The sequence below is a fragment of the Rhodococcus qingshengii JCM 15477 genome, assembly GCF_023221595.1.
In the GTDB taxonomy this organism is placed as follows: domain Bacteria; phylum Actinomycetota; class Actinomycetes; order Mycobacteriales; family Mycobacteriaceae; genus Rhodococcus_F; species Rhodococcus_F qingshengii.
On sequence record NZ_CP096563.1, the window covers coordinates 237,855 to 254,239 of the forward strand.

A 16,385-nucleotide genomic window follows, 5' to 3' on the forward strand; every position below is an offset into this window, starting at 1 on the left:
TGGGCCAATGCCTGCGACCGAATCGACGCCATCGCTCTCCGGCAGGCCGCTTTCGAGTCGGATCGGATACGGCTTGGTCAAAGCCGCACTCCGCGTGAGGCAGTCGTACGCGGAGGCTTTGTCTCGCGTCGGACTGCTGCCCAATCATCACGCCATTCTCAGCACACTCGATGAACTCGGCCCATGCCATCAAAAGGAGCTTGCTTCCCGAGTGGTGGTCGACCCCGGTGACATCGTTGCCTATCTCGACAGTCTGCAGGAATCGGGATACGTTGTGCGCGAACGTGATCAATCTGATCGGCGTAGGCAGGTCGTATCGATCACGGACTCCGGAGTAGCGAAGTTGATCGAGGGTGATGCGGCCCTCGACGCCGTCGAGCAAGAGGTCTTCGAGTCGTTGACCGATCAGGAACGTGAGACATTGACGGTCGTATCCGCCAAGCTCACGGGGCCGACGGCGCGGCCGTCAGAGGCCTGATGATTCCGGGTACTCTTTTGCTCGTCTCGGCTGGACGCTTGTGGCCCCAGTAACTCGGTTGGTTGTAAGTTCTTGCCACCCAACTCAGATCGTCAACGGTGAGACCACCGAACCCGTACTCGATCTGCAGACCGGACGGGCTGCCGATGTAGATCGACGTCATCAGGTCATTGGTGTGGCGCCCCAGCGTTTGCATGACCTCGGTGTCGTGGCTGTCGAGAAGATCGATCAGGCGTCCGAGATCGTCCATGCATTCGACTTCGAGCATGAGGTGGTTGAATCCGACGTGGCCGGGATATTCGGCCAGCGCAAGTGAATGATGACGCCCGTTGACGTGATAGAAGCGCACGGTGAATTGGTCGTTGGTGATCCGGTCCGATAGTCGGAAACCCAGCACATCCACGTAAAACTTGTTGGCTTCCTCGATATTCGGTACCTGTAAAACGATGTGGCCCAGGCCTTGATCTCCGGTCACGAATCCGCCGCGCATGACACGACCCGGTGTGAACGACAGTGGCGTCGATGCCTTTCCCCACGAAATCTCGTGTCGAGTTCCCCATGGGTCGGTGAACCACACGAGTTCGGCGACTTGCCGCTCGGCGAGCAGGTCGGGATTGCCGTCGTGCAGCATGATGCCGCTCCGGTCGAGGTGCGCGGCGAACGAGTGAAGATCGGATTCATTGGCCATTGCCCAACCGGCGTACAGGAATTCGTCTACCTTGCCGGGGTGGACGGCAATTCGATAGTTGACGTCGTCTACTGCGAGCCGGATTGCGCCATCCGGCCCGTCTGGTGACAGTTTCGCGCCCAGAAGTCCGGTTCCGTACTTTCTCCAGTCCTGAGCCCTGGGTGACGCGACTCCGATATACGACAGTTCCTGGATCACGATGATCTCCCTCGAATGCACTTGATGGTTGCTGTTCCCAAAATATAAGCAGTGTGACCAATGATTGGCAAGACAATCGTTGGTTTTGCCAAGCAATTTGTGAGTGGCAGCCGCCAGTGATGCTGAATCAGGAAACGAGGGCCATAGTCCCTGGTGACGCATCCAACCCTCGGCTTCCGAACAGGTCCGATACCCTGGTTCATCGTGACCGCTGCAAATTCAGAGACCGCCCGTGCCCAGTACGACCTGATCGTCGTCGGTTCGGGATTCTTCGGGCTGACCATCGCCGAGCGTGCCGCTACCCAGCTGGGTAAGCGCGTGCTGGTGCTGGATCGCCGTCACCACCTGGGGGGAAACGCATACTCGGAGGCAGAGCCGGAGACCGGCATCGAGGTCCACAAGTACGGTGCCCACCTGTTCCACACCTCCAACAAGAAGGTCTGGGACTACGTCACCCAGTTCACGGAGTTCACGAACTACCAGCACCGCGTCTTTGCGCTGCACAAGGGGCAGGCGTATCAGTTCCCAATGGGACTCGGTCTCGTGTCGCAGTTCTTCGGTCGGTACTTCACTCCCGAAGAAGCACGCGCCCTCATCGCCGAACAGTCCAGCGAGATCGATTCGAAGGACGCCTCCAATCTCGAAGAGAAGGCGATCTCCCTGATCGGACGCCCGCTCTACGAAGCGTTCGTGCGTGACTACACAGCTAAGCAGTGGCAGACCGACCCCACCGAGTTGCCCGCCGCGAACATCAGCCGCCTGCCGGTCCGCTACAACTTCGACAACCGCTACTTCAACGACACGTACGAGGGCCTGCCCGTCGACGGCTACACGGCGTGGCTCGAGAACATGGCGAAGGATCCGAAGATCGAGGTCCGCCTCGACACCGATTACTTCGACGTCCGCGACGAACTGCGCACCGCCAGCCCCGACGCCCCTGTCATCTACACGGGCCCGCTCGACCGCTACTTCGACTACTCCGAAGGTGCACTGGGATGGCGCACCCTCGATTTCGAGACCGAGGTTCTGCCCACCGGAGACTTCCAGGGCACCCCGGTCATGAACTACAACGACGCCGACGTGCCGTTCACCCGTATCCACGAGTTCCGTCACTTCCATCCGGAGCGCGAGTACCCGACCGACAAGACCGTCATCATGCGTGAGTTCTCACGTGCCGCGGAGGCGAAGGACGAGCCGTACTACCCGATCAACACTCCAGAGGATCGCGAGAAGCTCTCCGCGTACCGCTCACGCGCCAAGAAGGAGACCGCGGAGAACAAGGTCCTCTTCGGTGGGCGTCTCGGCACCTACCAGTACCTGGACATGCACATGGCGATCGCCAGCGCGCTGACGATGTTCGAGAACACCCTGCGCCCGCATCTCGAAACGGGTGCGGAATTGGCAGGGGAGAGCGAATGAACGCACGTCATCTACTCGAAGGCGAAGATGCCGTCAGCGGCGACGAGGTGACCTACCTCGGCAAGTCCCTGCTTCAGCGGATCATCCTGCCCCGCGCCGGTGAGCCGCTCGACGTCCGCACGTTGTACTTGGAAGAGTCCTGGTCCAACAGTCGGCGGGCGCACTCGACCTCGCGCACGTCGGTAGCGCTCGGCGCCGAGACCGAGGTCTCGTTCGCCACGTACTTCAACGCGTTCCCTGCCAGCTACTGGCGTCGATGGTCCATCCTGAAATCGGTGGTCCTTCGTCTCGAGCTGTCCGGCCACGGCCGCGTCGACATCTACCGTTCCAAGGCGGATTCCTCGCGAATTCACGTGGAAGGCAAGGAATTTGCCGACGGCGATGCTGCGGTCGAGTTCGAGGTGGAACTGGCGCCGTTCGAGGACGGTGGCTGGATCTGGTTCGACATCACCACCGATACGGCAGTGGTCGTCGAGAGCGGCGGCTGGTACGCGCCCGTCGAGGCTCCCGGCGAAGCGACTGTCGCCGTTGGTATTCCGACGTTCAACCGTCCGAACGACGCGGTCAAGGCGCTTGCTGCACTGGCTTCGGATCCGCTGGTGTCGGACGTGATCAAGGCCGTCATCATGCCGGATCAGGGCACCCGCAAGGTGCGTGACGAACCCGGATTCGCCGAAGCTGCTGCAGCGCTCGGTGATCGGCTCGCCATTCACGATCAGGGCAACCTCGGCGGCTCGGGCGGATACAGCCGAATCATGTACGAGGCACTCAAGACGACGCAGTGCCAGCACATCCTGTTCATGGACGACGACATCGAGATCGAACCGGACTCGATTCTGCGTGCGCTTTCGTTCTCGCGTTTCGCGAAGTCGCCGATGCTGGTGGGTGGGCAGATGCTCAACCTGCAGGAACGAAGCCACCTCCACGTGATGGGTGAAGTGGTCGACCGCGGCATCTTCATGTGGACCGCGGCACCGAACGTCGAATACGACCACGATTTCTCGAAGAAGCCGCTGCGCGAATCGAAACTCCTGCACCGCCGCATCGACGTCGACTTCAACGGCTGGTGGATGTGCATGATCCCGCGCCAGGTCGCCGAAGAAATCAAGCAGCCACTACCGCTCTTCATCAAGTGGGACGACTGCGAATACGGTTTGCGCGCAAAGAAAGCCGGATACCCGACCGTCACGCTGCCCGGTGCCGCGATCTGGCACATGGCGTGGAGCGACAAGGACGACGCCATCGACTGGCAGGCGTACTTCCACCTCCGTAACCGTCTGGTGGTGGCCGCGCTCCACATGCCGGGCAACGGCCGTGGCCTCGTGGTCAACACGGTGAAGGCAACGCTCAAGCACCTGCTGTGCCTCGAGTACTCCACCGTCGCGATCCAGAACAAGGCCATCGCGGACTTCCTCGCCGGACCCGAGCACGTCGCGAACATGCTGCCGACGGCACTCGGTGAGGTCCACGCCCAGCGCAAGGAATTCTCCGACGCCGTCGTACTGCCGTCGTCGACTGCGTTGCCGCTGCCCTCCGGTGCGGATGTCGGAGACGTGAGCCTGCCGCTGTCGACCGTCGCGAAGATCACCCGGGTCCTCAGGGCCGGAGTGCACAACGTGAAGCCGGCCAAGCCGGAACACCTCGAGCGCCCTCAGCTCAATGTTCCGACCATCGACGCCCGTTGGTTCCTGCTCTCGCAGGTCGACGGCGTCACCGTCACCACGGCCGACGGTCGCGGCGTCGTCTACCGCAAGCGAAACCCGAAACTCGCGCTCGAACTGCTCAAGGAAGCAACACGGTTGCGCCGCGAACTCGCCGCCCGTTTCCCCGAGCTCAAGAAGCAGTACCAGGACGCCGTTCCTTCACTGACCAGCACGGAAAGGTGGGAACGTGTCTTCGGCATCTCCTGAAGTACAGATTCTGGCCGGGATTCAGTCGACCGTCGGGCAGCTGCCGGGAGCCGTCAAGGTCGCCCGCGGTATGTCTCACTTCGGTGAGCACTCCCTCGGGTGGATCGCGATCGCTGCCGTCGGTGCTGCTGTGGACAAGCCGCGTCGACGTGAATGGGCCGGAGCAGCCGTCGGAGCATTCGGTGCACACGCCGCCTCCGTGGTTATCAAACGAGTGGTCAGGCGCAAGCGACCTTCCGATCCTTCGGTGCAGGTCAACGTCTCGACACCGAGCAAGCTCAGCTTCCCGTCATCACACGCGACGTCGACGACGGCGGCGGCTGTGCTGATCGGTCGGCTCACCGGGCTACCCTTACCGGCGTTGCTGGTGCCCCCGATGATGCTCTCGCGTCTGGTCCTGGGAGTTCACTACCCGACCGACGTACTCGCCGGAGCGGCACTGGGAGCCGCATCCGCGGCGGTAGTTCGCCGGGTCGAAGAAGCCAGAGCCGAACAGAAATGTGGAGATAAATGAGCGAGGAACCGGCTACGGTCAGCGGACCCCCGAAGTCCCTGCCCGCCGGCATCGTCAAGGCGCTTCGCCCACGTCAGTGGGTCAAGAACGTCCTTGTGCTGGCAGCGCCCATCGCGGCCGGAACCGCCACCGAAGCCGACGTGCTGTTGCCCGTCGCGCTGGCGTTCGTCGTGTTCTGTATGGCGGCATCAGGCATCTATCTCGTCAACGACGCGATGGATGTCGAAGCCGACCGTGCTCACCCCACGAAGCGATTCCGTCCCATCGCGGCCGGAGTTCTACCCGTCAACATCGCCTACGGCATGGCAGTCGTGCTGCTTGCCGGTGCGATCGGGCTGTCCTTCCTGGCCAACTGGCAACTCGCCGTGGTCATGGGCGTGTACATCGTCATCCAGCTCGCCTACTGCTTCGGTCTCAAGCATCAGGCCGTCATCGACATCTGCATCGTCTCGTCCGGCTTCCTGCTTCGAGCGATCGCCGGTGGCGTTGCCGCCGAGATCGATCTCTCGCAGTGGTTCCTGCTGATGATGGCGTTCGGCTCACTCTTCATGGCGGCAGGCAAGCGCTACGCCGAACTGCAGTTGGCCGAGAAGACCGGCGCGAAGATCCGTAAGTCCCTCGAGAGCTACACGATGACGTACCTGCGTTTCGTGTGGACGATGGCAGCGACGACGCTGGTCCTCTGCTACGGACTGTGGGCGTTCCAGCAGGACGCCATCAAGGGCACCAACTGGTACGCCATCTCGATGGTGCCGTTCACCATCGCGGTGCTGCGATACGCGGTGGACGTCGACGGCGGCGAAGCCGGAGAGCCTGAGGAGATCGCGCTCGGTGACCGGGTGCTGCAACTCCTCGCGATTGCGTGGATCGGAGTAGTGGGTGTCGCTGTCTACCTCGTCTGAGCCACGCACCGAGGCCGACCCGCACGTCGACACTGCGGCGAATCGCACCACCCTCAGTCGAGGAGTTTTTCTCGGCGGGGTGGTGCTTGCTGCTGCCCTCATGTTCTGGGGTGCGTGGGAGCGTCGCTGGATCGCCGACGACGGACTCATCGTCTTGCGAACCGTTCGCAACCTGCTCGCGGGGAACGGCCCGGTCTTCAACGCGGGTGAGCGTGTCGAGGCGAACACGAGTACCGCGTGGACGTACATCGTCTACGCGTTCAGTTGGCTCACGCAGATCCGTCTCGAATACGTTGTTCTGACGATCGCGCTCGTACTCTCGACTGCTGCCGTCGTGTTGACGATGCTCGGCACCGGTCGTCTGTACCGCGGCGTTCGGCCGTCGGCGGGCGGAACGATCCTGCTGGTACCGGCAGGTGTTCTCGTCTACATCGCGGTTCCGCCTGCGCGAGATTTCGCCACTTCCGGGCTCGAGACATGCTTGGTGATCTTCTGGATCGCGCTCCTGTGGGTACTGCTCGTTCGGTGGGCGCAGGCGTCGACGCCGTCCACGGCGTCGATCCTGACTCTCTCGTTCGTGGCCGGACTCGGACCACTGGTTCGACCCGAGATGGCGATTCCCGGTGCTGCCGCGTTGATGATGATCGTTCTCTCCGCAGGCCTGACCTGGAAGATTCGCACACTGATCGTCGTCGTCGCCGGACTTGTCCCGGTGGGCTATCAGATCTGGCGAATGGGCTATTACGCCTTGCCGTACCCGAACACCGCGGTGTCGAAGGACGCCGGTGGCGCGAAGTGGGCGCAGGGTTTTGCGTACCTGTGGAACCTGGTCGGGCCGTACCTGCTCTGGTTACCGTTGCTGTTCCTGCTCATCGGTGCGCTGCTGCTCGTGTGGCGAAGCCGAGCGGACACACCTACCGCTACCGCAGATCAACCCGCACGCCCGCTGTGGCAGCGCTTTCAGCAGTTTCTGCGCACGCCGCGGGCGATTGTCACCTTCATTCTCGGCAGTGGGCTGATCCTCGGGATCTACTCTCTGCGCGTCGGCGGCGACTTCATGCACGGCCGCGTCCTGTTGCCGGTGTTGTTCTGCCTGCTCATCCCGGTGGCGGTCATTCCGTTGCGGGTGCCGGCGCGGGCCGCGTTCGGAAGTAATCGCGACACCGCGATCTTCGGAGTCTCGGCGGTGCTGTGGATCGGCACGATCATCTGGGCCTTCTTCGCCGCGAACACGACGGGTATGCCCGAAGGATCCGTGGTGGGTCGCTCGGGAATCGTCGACGAGCGAGCGTTCTACGCACTCAACACCGGTCACAAGCATCCGATCCTGGCCGAGGACTACCTCGACTATCCGCGAATGCGTGCCATGGTCGAGACCATCGCGCGGACTCCGGAGGGTGGGCTGCTGCTGCCGTCCGCGAGCTACGACTCCTGGTTCGTCGTCCCACCACCCGGACCGATCGACGAGCCGGCCGAGCACGTCGTCTTCTTCCTCAACCTCGGAATGACGAGCATGAACGTCGGCCTCGACGTTCGGGTGCTCGATCAGATGGGGCTGGCGTATCCCCTGGCAGCTCACACCGAGCGACTCGAGGACGGCCGGATCGGGCACGACAAGAATCTCTATCCGGACTGGGTGGTCGCGGACACGGGAATGATCGACGTTCGACCGTGGCTGCCGTTCTTCCTCGACGAAGACTGGGTTGCGGACGCAAAGCTGGCCATCACCTGCCCGGAAACTCAGGAGCTACTCACGTCGTACCGCTCCGAGCTGACCTGGGCCAGATTCAAACAGAACTTCCAGCAGGCATTCGACTTCGCGAAGTACCGATTCGACCGGGTTCCGGCCTACGAATTGGAACGCTGCGGTCTCGTTCCACCGGAGTCACCCAGGTGATGTGATCAGCATCACCGACTGTTGAGGGTTTGAATATTTCGATTCAGTAACACCGAATTGATTGGCCACGATGTACTCGAAGACGATTCACCTAACCTGAATCACCCCCGAGGGGTGATGACGGTGTTGCTCGCGGATTGGGACGTAACGGTCCACCTATTTGTCACAGCTGAACCTGTGACATAAAGTCCAGCGAGCGCAGTGTGACTTGGAAGAGGTCCGCTGCCGACCCGAACTCGTTCGGGCTGGCAGAAAAGCCTGTTCCCCGACGGAATCCGCCGGAACCACTCCACCGAGTGGGTTCCGCAGACGAAGAGAGAGAGCAGTATCCATGCGTTTTGCCAGAAAGAGGCTGACCCAGCGCCTCAAGCACCGAGCGTTGGCCATCGGTGCCGCAGCACTTGTGCTCCCCCTTGCTGCAGGAGTTGCCGGTAGTGCTGTCGCCTCTGCTGCGCCTGCGCACACTGCTCCCAGCCACACCGCCCCCTCCGGCGGATACGACGAGCTGTGGGTGCCCTCCTCGATGGGCAACATCAAGGTCCAGGTCCAGTGGGCCGCTCGCGGCGGAAACGCTGCCCTTTACCTCCTCGACGGCCTGCGTGCGCGTAACGACGCCAACGCGTGGAGCTTCGAGACCAATGCGATGGACCAGTACCGCAACGACAACATCACTCTCGTGATGCCCGTCGGCGGCGAGTCCAGCTTCTACAGCGACTGGTATGCACCGTCGAACTTCAACGGCCAGCAGATCACGTACAAGTGGGAAACCTTCCTCACCGAAGAACTGCCCAACTTCCTCGCGAACTACGGCGTCTCGCCCACCAACAACGCGGTCCTCGGCCTCTCGATGGGTGGCAGCGCTGCTCTGACGCTGGCTGCTTACCACCGTGACCAGTTCAAGTTCGCCGGCTCGCTGTCGGGCTACCTGAACATCTCGGCTCCGGGCATGCGCGAGGCAATCCGCGTCGCAATGCTCGATGCCGGTCGCTTCAACGTCGACTCCATGTGGGGACCGCCGTGGAGCCCGTCCTGGCTGCGCAACGACCCGTTCGTCTTCGCACCGCGTCTGCAGGGCCTGTCGATGTACATCTCGTCGGCAAGCGGCCTGCCCGGTGAATACGACCACCCGCGCGCACCGATCGACTACTACAACACGGCTAACGGCATGGGCCTCGAGGCTCTCGCCCTGGTCAACACCCGTGCATTCCAGATCCGCATGAACTCGCTGGGTATCCCGGCCACCTACAGCTTCCCGTCCAACGGCACGCACTCGTGGCCGTACTGGTCGGCAGAGCTGTGGAAGGCTCGCGGCCAGATCCTCGACACCATGAACGCTTGGTGATCGTGCGCGATCCCGTGACCTAGTCACTTCACCAGTGCCGTTCCGGACTCCTCGAAGGAGAACCGGGACGGCACTTGTGTATTCAGGTGCTGCACAAGCGCCCGATGTCAGTAACAATTGCACCACCAGTAACAGCGCGGCTACCCCAAGCGGGGATCGTTTGCGTGTAGAAATAGTTTCAACGGGGGTCTGGCTGCTCAGGCGGCCACACGATCGACGCGCGGACCGAACGTAAGGAAAGAGAGTGAGCTCATGCGAGTAGGCCTTGCCACGGAGGACCGTCGCCGGTCCCGGGCAACCTTCCGGACAAAGGTCGTCGGCGCACTGGCAGCGATGCTGGTTCTGCCGATCGCCGCGGGCTTGACGACGGCCGGAACCGCGGCAGCCGCGCCGGCACCTGCTCAGGCCGCACCGGCCGCCACCCAGAACCCCACCGGAGCAGCGGTCACGAAGGTCGACTGGCTCAGCGAGCGTCGCGTCGCGCTGTGGGTGAACTCTCCCGCGATGGGCACCCCGATTCAGGTGCAGATCCTCTTGGCCCGCGATTGGAACGTCAATCCGTCGGCCAGCTTCCCCTCGGTCTGGATGCTCGACGGTCTTCGCGCGACCGACAACGAGAACGCCTGGACCTACGAGACCGACGCCGAGTCCTTCTACGCGGACAAGAACGTCAACGTCATCCTCCCGGTCGGCGGTCAGTCCAGCTTCTACTCCGACTGGCTCCAGCCCGACAACGGCAAGAACTACCAGTGGGAGACGTTCCTGACCAAGGAACTGCCCCCCATCCTCGAAAAGGACTGGCGGACCACGCAGACACGCGGTGTCGTCGGTCTGTCGATGGGCGGCACGTCCGCCATGTTCCTCACGGCGCGCAACCCCGGCTTCTTCAAGTTCGCCGCTTCGCTCTCCGGCATCCTCACCACCACCTCGCTCGGCATGCCTCAGGCAATCCAGTTCGCGATGACCGACGCCGGTGGATACAACTCCGCCGCGATGTGGGGACCGCCGTCAAACCCGCAGTGGGCTGCACACGATCCGTACGCGCTCGCCGAGAAGCTCAAGGGCGTCAGCCTGTACGTCTCGAGTGGTAGCGGTACGACCGGCCCGTACGACCAGCCGTCGGGAATTCCCGGCGTGAGCACCAACTACGCAGGCATGGGCCTCGAGATCCTCGCTCGCCTGACCTCGCAGACCTTCGCGACCAAGCTCAACCAGCTCGGAATCCCCGCGCAGGTCAACTACCGCCCGTCCGGAACCCACTCGTGGCCGTACTGGCAGTTCGAGCTTCATCAGCTGTGGCCGCAGTTGGCCAACGCCATCGGCGTCGAGGTCGAGAAGCCGGCTTGCGGCACTTCGGGTGAGATCGGTGCGACGGCCGCAGCCAACGGCTGGATCGGTGACTGCATCACCCCCGAGTACAGCGTCGCGGGTGGCCTGGCACAGGACTTCCGCAACGGTCGCATCTACTTCACCAGTGGAACGGGCGCCCAGCCCGTCGCCGGTCGTATCGCCGGCGCGTACATGAACACCGGAGCAGCGGCCGGCCCGCTCGGCTTCCCGCGTACCCCCGAACTCGGTACCCCCGACGGACGCGGACGCTTCAACCACTTCCAGAACGGCTCCATCTACTGGACCCCGCAGACCGGCGCTCACCCCGTCAGCGGTGACATCCTCGCCGAGTGGTCCGCACAGGGTTGGGAAGGTGGCCCGCTCGGCTACCCGACTGCCGACGAGATCGCGACCCCCGGCAAGCCGGGCAAGGTCCAGGGATTCGAGATCGGCGCAATGTACAGCAGCGCCAATGGAACTCACGCGGTTCTCGGAATGATCATGGGCAAGTACGGCGAACTCGGCTGGGAAAACGGCTGGCTCGGATTCCCGAAGTCGAACGAGGTTCCGATCAAGGACAACGGACGCTTCACCGAGTTCGAGGGCGGCAACATCTACTGGAGCCCCGGCACCGGTGCATGGTCCGTCGAGAACGGTCCGCTGTTCGACGGTTGGAAGAGCGTCGGATACGAAGGTGGACGACTCGGATTCCCGATCAGTGACAAGTTCGACATTCCCGGTGGTGTCCAGCAGAACTTCCAGTTCGGCTACATCACGGTGATCGGTGACAAGACAGAAGTTCACTAACTCACAGTGGTGCACGACGGGCGGGCCCGATCACGGATCGGTGCCCGCCCGCGTGCGTTGCGTAACCTGTTGATGGACTTTCGACTGAAGGCAAGGACGGACATTGATGTCGCTTTTCTCGGGTAACCGAAACACCTGTGCACGCGCGATCGCGGTCGGCGCCCTGGCGCTCGCCACCGGTGGCGCGCTTGTCGCGTGCGGTAGTGACGACTCCACTGCAACCTCCAATCCGGTCACCACGACGTCCGCGGCGGCTTCGTCCTCGAGCGGTTCGGCATCTGCGTCCGCCTCTGCGACCACGACGGCGTCGGCTGCGCCCACCAGTCCGGGAGCCGCGGCCACCGCGCCGCCGGAGCAGCCGCAGAGCATCGAGGGCTTCCCGGGTCCCACAGTCGTCGAGGTCAGTCCCGAGGCACAGAAGTTCCTCGACGGACTGAAGGCGAAGGGCATCACCCCAGCCGGTGACGGAAGCATCGCCGTCAACACGGCCAATTACATCTGCGCTGCCGGTCCTCAGACCGACGACGAGGTCCTGACCTTCGTGACCGCCTTCGTCGGCCAGGAAGCGTCGGCGGAAGGCAAGCAGATCACTCCCGAGCAGGCAGGTGCGAACGCTCAGATCTACATCGACGTCGCCAACGCCACCTACTGCAAGTAGGCGCGGGTCATGGCGAGGTCTGGAAAGCGTCGTGGGTGCCTGATCCCGCTGCTGATCATTCTTGTGGTCGCAGCGGTCGTGATCGGCGGTTGGTACATCCTGGCCGGGCGGGTGCCTTCGCCGACTCCGATCCCGCCGAGCCCGGAGCCTCCGGTGTCTCAGCCGGCCAGTTGCCCCGATGTCCAGGTAGTAGCCATACCGGGTACGTGGGAGTCGAGCGCTACCGACGACCCGTACAACCCGACGGCCAATCCGGCGTCGTTGATGCTGAACGTGACCCGTCCTCTGCAGGAGAAGTTCGATACTTCACGGGCCGACGTCTACACCGTTCCGTATGTCGCACAGTTTTCGAATCCGGTGGCGATCCCGCCGGACGGACAGCAGTCCTACAACAACAGTCGGGCTGCGGGAACTGCTGCCACTAACGACTTTCTGATGAAGCGGCACGCCGAGTGCCCGCTCACGAGTTACGTCCTGACTGGATTTTCCCAGGGCGCGGTGATCGCGGGTGACGTCGCCGCGAGTATCGGCGACGGTACCGGCGCGGTGCCTGCCGATCTGGTTCTGGGCGTCGGCTTGATCGCCGACGGTCGGCGCGATCCGGCGTTCGGGAACACCGTTGGCCCGAGCGTTGCCGGTGTCGGCGCCGAGCTGTCGCTGAACGGGCTGAAGCTGCCCGGTCTCACGATGACCGGCCCGAGGCCCGGCGGGTTCGGTGACCTCAACGATCGGACCTATCAGATCTGCGCGCCGAGCGACGGTATCTGCGACGCGCCGGCAGCCGCTCTCAACCCGACCAACTGGCTGAGTTCGGCGCCGCGACTGCTCGAGTACTACAACAACCCTGTGCACGCGATGTACAACTCCTTCCAAGTCGATCCGAACGGCACGACGGCCACCCAATGGATGGCACAGTGGGCTGCGGAGAAGATCGACGCTGCACCGACGCCGCCCCACAGTTGAGTCACCGCCGCACTGTTGATTCGTCACAATCGGGCGTCTCGGGAGTTCGCTCGCGGGTAATCTGCTCGTTTGGTCCCGGTAGAGTGCTGCACGGTCCGGGGGCTTCCTCTACAGTGCTGTCACGTAAGTGACTGGCGAGTAGGTTCGATTTGTCCGAGTTTGTAGTTCGAGTACGACGTACGTGTCCATCACAGGAGATCGATATATGAGTTCCACCCACGGCAGCGATGCCCTACGCAAATTTCGGTTTGCGGCCGGTGGCGAGGGCAACGCCGAAGAGGGTGGTGCGCGACGCTTCGTCAAGCTCGCGCAGAAGGCCGAGGAACTCGGCTACGACTCGTTCATGATTCCGGATCACCTGGGTAATCAGGTCGGCCCGATCGCCGCTCTCGGAGCGCTCGCGGTGGCCACCGACAAGATTCGTCTCGGCACCGCCGTGTTGGCCAACGGCTTCCGTCATCCTGCTGTGCTCGCGAAGGACGCGGCGACAATCGACGTGCTGTCCGGTGGTCGACTCGAACTCGGTATCGGTGCGGGCTGGATGAAGGAAGAGTTCGACAAGGGCGGCATCGCCTACGAAAGTCCGGGCGTTCGCATCGAGAAGCTCGAGGAGTCTCTGCAGATTCTCGACGTTCTTCTGCGCGGGCAGGAATGCACTTTCGAAGGCAAGCACTATCAGGTGCGCGGCCTCAAGGGCAGCCCGCGACCGCGGCAGGGCCCGCGGCCACCGATCATCGTGGGCGGCGGAGGCCCGAAGATGCTTGCTCTCGCGGCGAAGTACGCGGACATCATCTCGGTCGCCACACCGACCAACCGTGACGGGCGGCTTCTGCTCTCCGGAATCACGATGGAAAAGACCATCGAACGTGTCGAGCGGATCCGCGAAGCTGCCGGCGAGCGTTTCGATGAGATCGAACTCAACTGGACCATCACCATGATCATGATCACCGACGATCGAGAGCAGGCTGCCGAAATGGCAATCGCCGCTCTGGACCAAGGTTTTCCGCCGAACATCGAAGTGGATCGTAAGCTGAGCGTGGAGGAGCTGTTGAACTCTCCATACCTGGCTGTGGGCACTTTCGAGGAAATCGCAGACCAGATTCGACTGGTCCGCGAGAAGACGTCGATGTCGTACGTCGGGGTCTTCCCGACGCAGATGGAAGCGTTCGCCCCGATCATCCCGTTACTGGCGGGCGAGTAGGCCGGAGAATACGGACGATGCGAATCTGTAACATATCGATGGTTTGGGATCGATGAAGTGATTCAGGTGAGTTGCGCACAAAGTGCGATTCGATTGATCGAAGATGGACCCGAGAGAGCGAAGGAAGTCTGGGGCGCAGGCATGAAAGACAGTGCTTGTGTGATCGCTTCGGAGGAGATGGAATGAACGCGCTGTTCGATGGCTTTCTCGACGAGAAGGGCCAGATCCGCCTGCAACCAGGCTTCACGCTGGTCGACTACGTCGAGCAACACTCGCGTGTCAACGCGGACGAGCTCGCGTATCGGTACATCGACTACTCACGCGAGCGTGACGGTGAAGCCCTGGAGCTGACCTGGGAGCAGTTCGGTGTGCGTCTGCGCGCTGTTGCAGCCCGTCTGCAGCAGGTCACCAAGCGTGGCGACCGCGTCGCGATTCTTGCTCCGCAGGGACTCGACTACGTCATTTCGTTCTTCGCGGCCATTCAGGCCGGTTCCATCGCGGTGCCGCTCTTCGATCCGGACGAGCCCGGTCACACCGACCGTCTTCACGCTGTTCTCGGTGACTGCAAGCCGACTGCGATTCTGACTGCCGCATCGTCGGCGGCCGGTGTTCGCCAGTTGTTCCGCTCGCTTCCCGCTGCCGAGCGTCCGCGCATCATCGCCGTCGACGCGATTCCCGATACCGTCGGTGAAACGTGGGTTCGTCCCGACATCGAACTCGACGACATCGCGTACCTGCAGTACACCTCGGGTTCGACCCGAGTTCCCGCCGGCGTGGAGATCACCCATCGTGCTGTCGGAACGAACGCGCTCCAGATGGTCGACTCCATCGAACTCAACGAGGACTCACGCGGTGTCACGTGGCTGCCGCTGTTCCACGACATGGGCCTGCTGACGGTCATCCTGCCTGCTCTGGGCGGCAAGTACATCACCATCATGAGCCCGCGCGCTTTCGTGCAGCGGCCGTACCGGTGGATCAAGGAACTTGCTGCGGTTTCCGACGGCGCCGGCACCTTTGCTGCCGCTCCCAACTTCGCTTTCGAGCACGCTGCCGCGCGTGGCCTGCCGAAGGACGGCGAGACCCTGGACCTGAGCAACGTCATCGGACTGATCAACGGCAGTGAGCCGGTCACGACGTCGTCGATGCGCAAGTTCAACGACGCTTTTGCTCAGTACGGTCTGCCCAAGACTGCGATCAAGCCGTCGTACGGCATGGCCGAGGCGACGCTCTTCGTCTCCTCGACCAAGCATTCCGACGAGGCCAAGGTCATCTACGTCGACCGCACGGAACTCAACAAGGGACGCATGGTCATCGTCGACCAGTACTCCGAGAACGCAATCGCGCAGGTCTCCTGTGGGTACGTCTCGCGCAGTCAGTGGGCGGCGATCGTCGATCCCGAGACGCTGACCGAGGTCCCCGACAATCACGTCGGCGAGATCTGGTTGCACGGCGAGAACATCGGTATCGGCTACTGGGGTCGCCCCGACGAGACGGCGGAGACCTTCCACAACAAGCTGGACAATCGGTTGAGCGAAGACAGCCACACCGAGGGCACGCCGACGGATGCCAACTGGATGCGTACCGGCGACTTCGGCGTCTACGTCGACGGCGAGCTGTACATCACCGGGCGCGTCAAGGACCTCGTGATCGTCGACGGTCGCAATCATTACCCGCAGGACCTCGAGGCTTCGGCTCAGGAAGCCAGCCCGGCTCTGCGCCCCGGCTTCATCGCTGCGTTTGCCGTACCGGCCAACCAGCTGCCGTCCGTCGTGTTCTCCAACACGCACTCGGGTCTGAAGTTCGACGACGACGATTCCTCGGAGCAGTTGGTCATCGTGGCCGAGCGTGCTCCCGGCGCAGGCAAGGCCGATCCGCAGCCGATCGCGGACACCGTGCGTGCGGCGATTTCTTCCCGTCACGGTGTTACGGCCCGAGACATCCTGCTCGTCCCCGCGGGTTCGATTCCGCGTACGTCCAGCGGCAAGATCGCTCGCCGCGCGTGTAAGGCGAGCTATATCGAGGGAACGTTGCGAGGCGGCTATCAGCAGACCGCATTCCCCGATAGCGTTTGAGGAGCAG

At 62.8% G+C, this 16,385-nt stretch carries 13 protein-coding genes; 12 read left to right on the forward strand and 1 reads right to left on the reverse strand.

What is annotated here, in order from left to right; genetic code table 11:
• The first annotated feature begins 7 nt into the window (after positions 1-7).
• On the forward strand, positions 8-478 hold the full coding sequence (locus M0639_RS01035) for a MarR family winged helix-turn-helix transcriptional regulator (protein WP_021342452.1): 471 nt from the start codon (positions 8-10) through the stop codon (positions 476-478).
• Here M0639_RS01035 and M0639_RS01040 read toward each other — a convergent pair.
• Positions 444-1,364, reverse strand: coding sequence for a VOC family protein (locus M0639_RS01040; RefSeq protein ID WP_051649533.1), 921 nt, complete (start codon positions 1,362-1,364; stop codon positions 444-446). The two genes, M0639_RS01035 and M0639_RS01040, sit on opposite strands and share 35 nt — an antisense overlap.
• 204 nt (positions 1,365-1,568) lie before the next feature.
• Here M0639_RS01040 and glf point away from each other — a divergent pair, with 204 nt between their 5' ends.
• From glf to fadD32, 11 genes are all read left to right on the forward strand, one after another.
• The gene (gene glf / locus M0639_RS01045; protein WP_007731822.1) at positions 1,569-2,783 is read left to right on the forward strand and encodes a UDP-galactopyranose mutase; all 1,215 of its coding nucleotides are present in this window, start codon (positions 1,569-1,571) and stop codon (positions 2,781-2,783) included.
• On the forward strand, positions 2,780-4,693 hold the full coding sequence (locus tag M0639_RS01050) for a glycosyltransferase (RefSeq protein WP_058038051.1): 1,914 nt from the start codon (positions 2,780-2,782) through the stop codon (positions 4,691-4,693). Before glf ends, M0639_RS01050 begins: the two co-directional genes overlap by 4 nt.
• Complete coding sequence (locus tag M0639_RS01055; RefSeq protein WP_003943893.1) at positions 4,674-5,207, forward strand: phosphatase PAP2 family protein; 534 nt, start codon at positions 4,674-4,676, stop codon at positions 5,205-5,207. Before M0639_RS01050 ends, M0639_RS01055 begins: the two co-directional genes overlap by 20 nt.
• Complete coding sequence (locus tag M0639_RS01060; protein ID WP_003943808.1) at positions 5,204-6,109, forward strand: decaprenyl-phosphate phosphoribosyltransferase; 906 nt, start codon at positions 5,204-5,206, stop codon at positions 6,107-6,109. The genes M0639_RS01055 and M0639_RS01060 overlap by 4 nt, the downstream gene beginning before the upstream one ends.
• Positions 6,087-8,006 carry an arabinofuranosyltransferase AftB family protein gene (locus M0639_RS01065; RefSeq protein ID WP_064073592.1) on the forward strand — a complete coding sequence of 640 codons (1,920 nt, stop codon included), beginning with the start codon at positions 6,087-6,089 and terminating at the stop codon, positions 8,004-8,006. The genes M0639_RS01060 and M0639_RS01065 overlap by 23 nt, the downstream gene beginning before the upstream one ends.
• A gap of 331 nt (positions 8,007-8,337) precedes the next feature.
• The gene (locus M0639_RS01070; protein WP_007731818.1) at positions 8,338-9,348 is read left to right on the forward strand and encodes an alpha/beta hydrolase; all 1,011 of its coding nucleotides are present in this window, start codon (positions 8,338-8,340) and stop codon (positions 9,346-9,348) included.
• Between the two features lie 252 nt (positions 9,349-9,600).
• Entirely contained in the window at positions 9,601-11,484 is a 1,884-nt protein-coding gene (locus tag M0639_RS01075; protein WP_003943922.1) for an alpha/beta hydrolase-fold protein, read from the forward strand.
• A gap of 106 nt (positions 11,485-11,590) precedes the next feature.
• A complete protein-coding gene (locus M0639_RS01080) occupies positions 11,591-12,142 on the forward strand; it encodes a DUF732 domain-containing protein (protein ID WP_003943980.1) in 552 nt (183 codons plus the stop codon).
• 9 nt (positions 12,143-12,151) lie between these two features.
• A complete protein-coding gene (locus M0639_RS01085) occupies positions 12,152-13,105 on the forward strand; it encodes a cutinase family protein (RefSeq protein ID WP_003943848.1) in 954 nt (317 codons plus the stop codon).
• Between the two features lie 205 nt (positions 13,106-13,310).
• Positions 13,311-14,306 carry an LLM class F420-dependent oxidoreductase gene (locus tag M0639_RS01090; RefSeq protein WP_007731815.1) on the forward strand — a complete coding sequence of 332 codons (996 nt, stop codon included), beginning with the start codon at positions 13,311-13,313 and terminating at the stop codon, positions 14,304-14,306.
• Between the two features lie 182 nt (positions 14,307-14,488).
• Entirely contained in the window at positions 14,489-16,378 is a 1,890-nt protein-coding gene (gene fadD32 / locus M0639_RS01095) for a long-chain-fatty-acid--AMP ligase FadD32 (protein ID WP_064073591.1), read from the forward strand.
• The last annotated feature ends 7 nt before the right edge of the window (positions 16,379-16,385 follow it).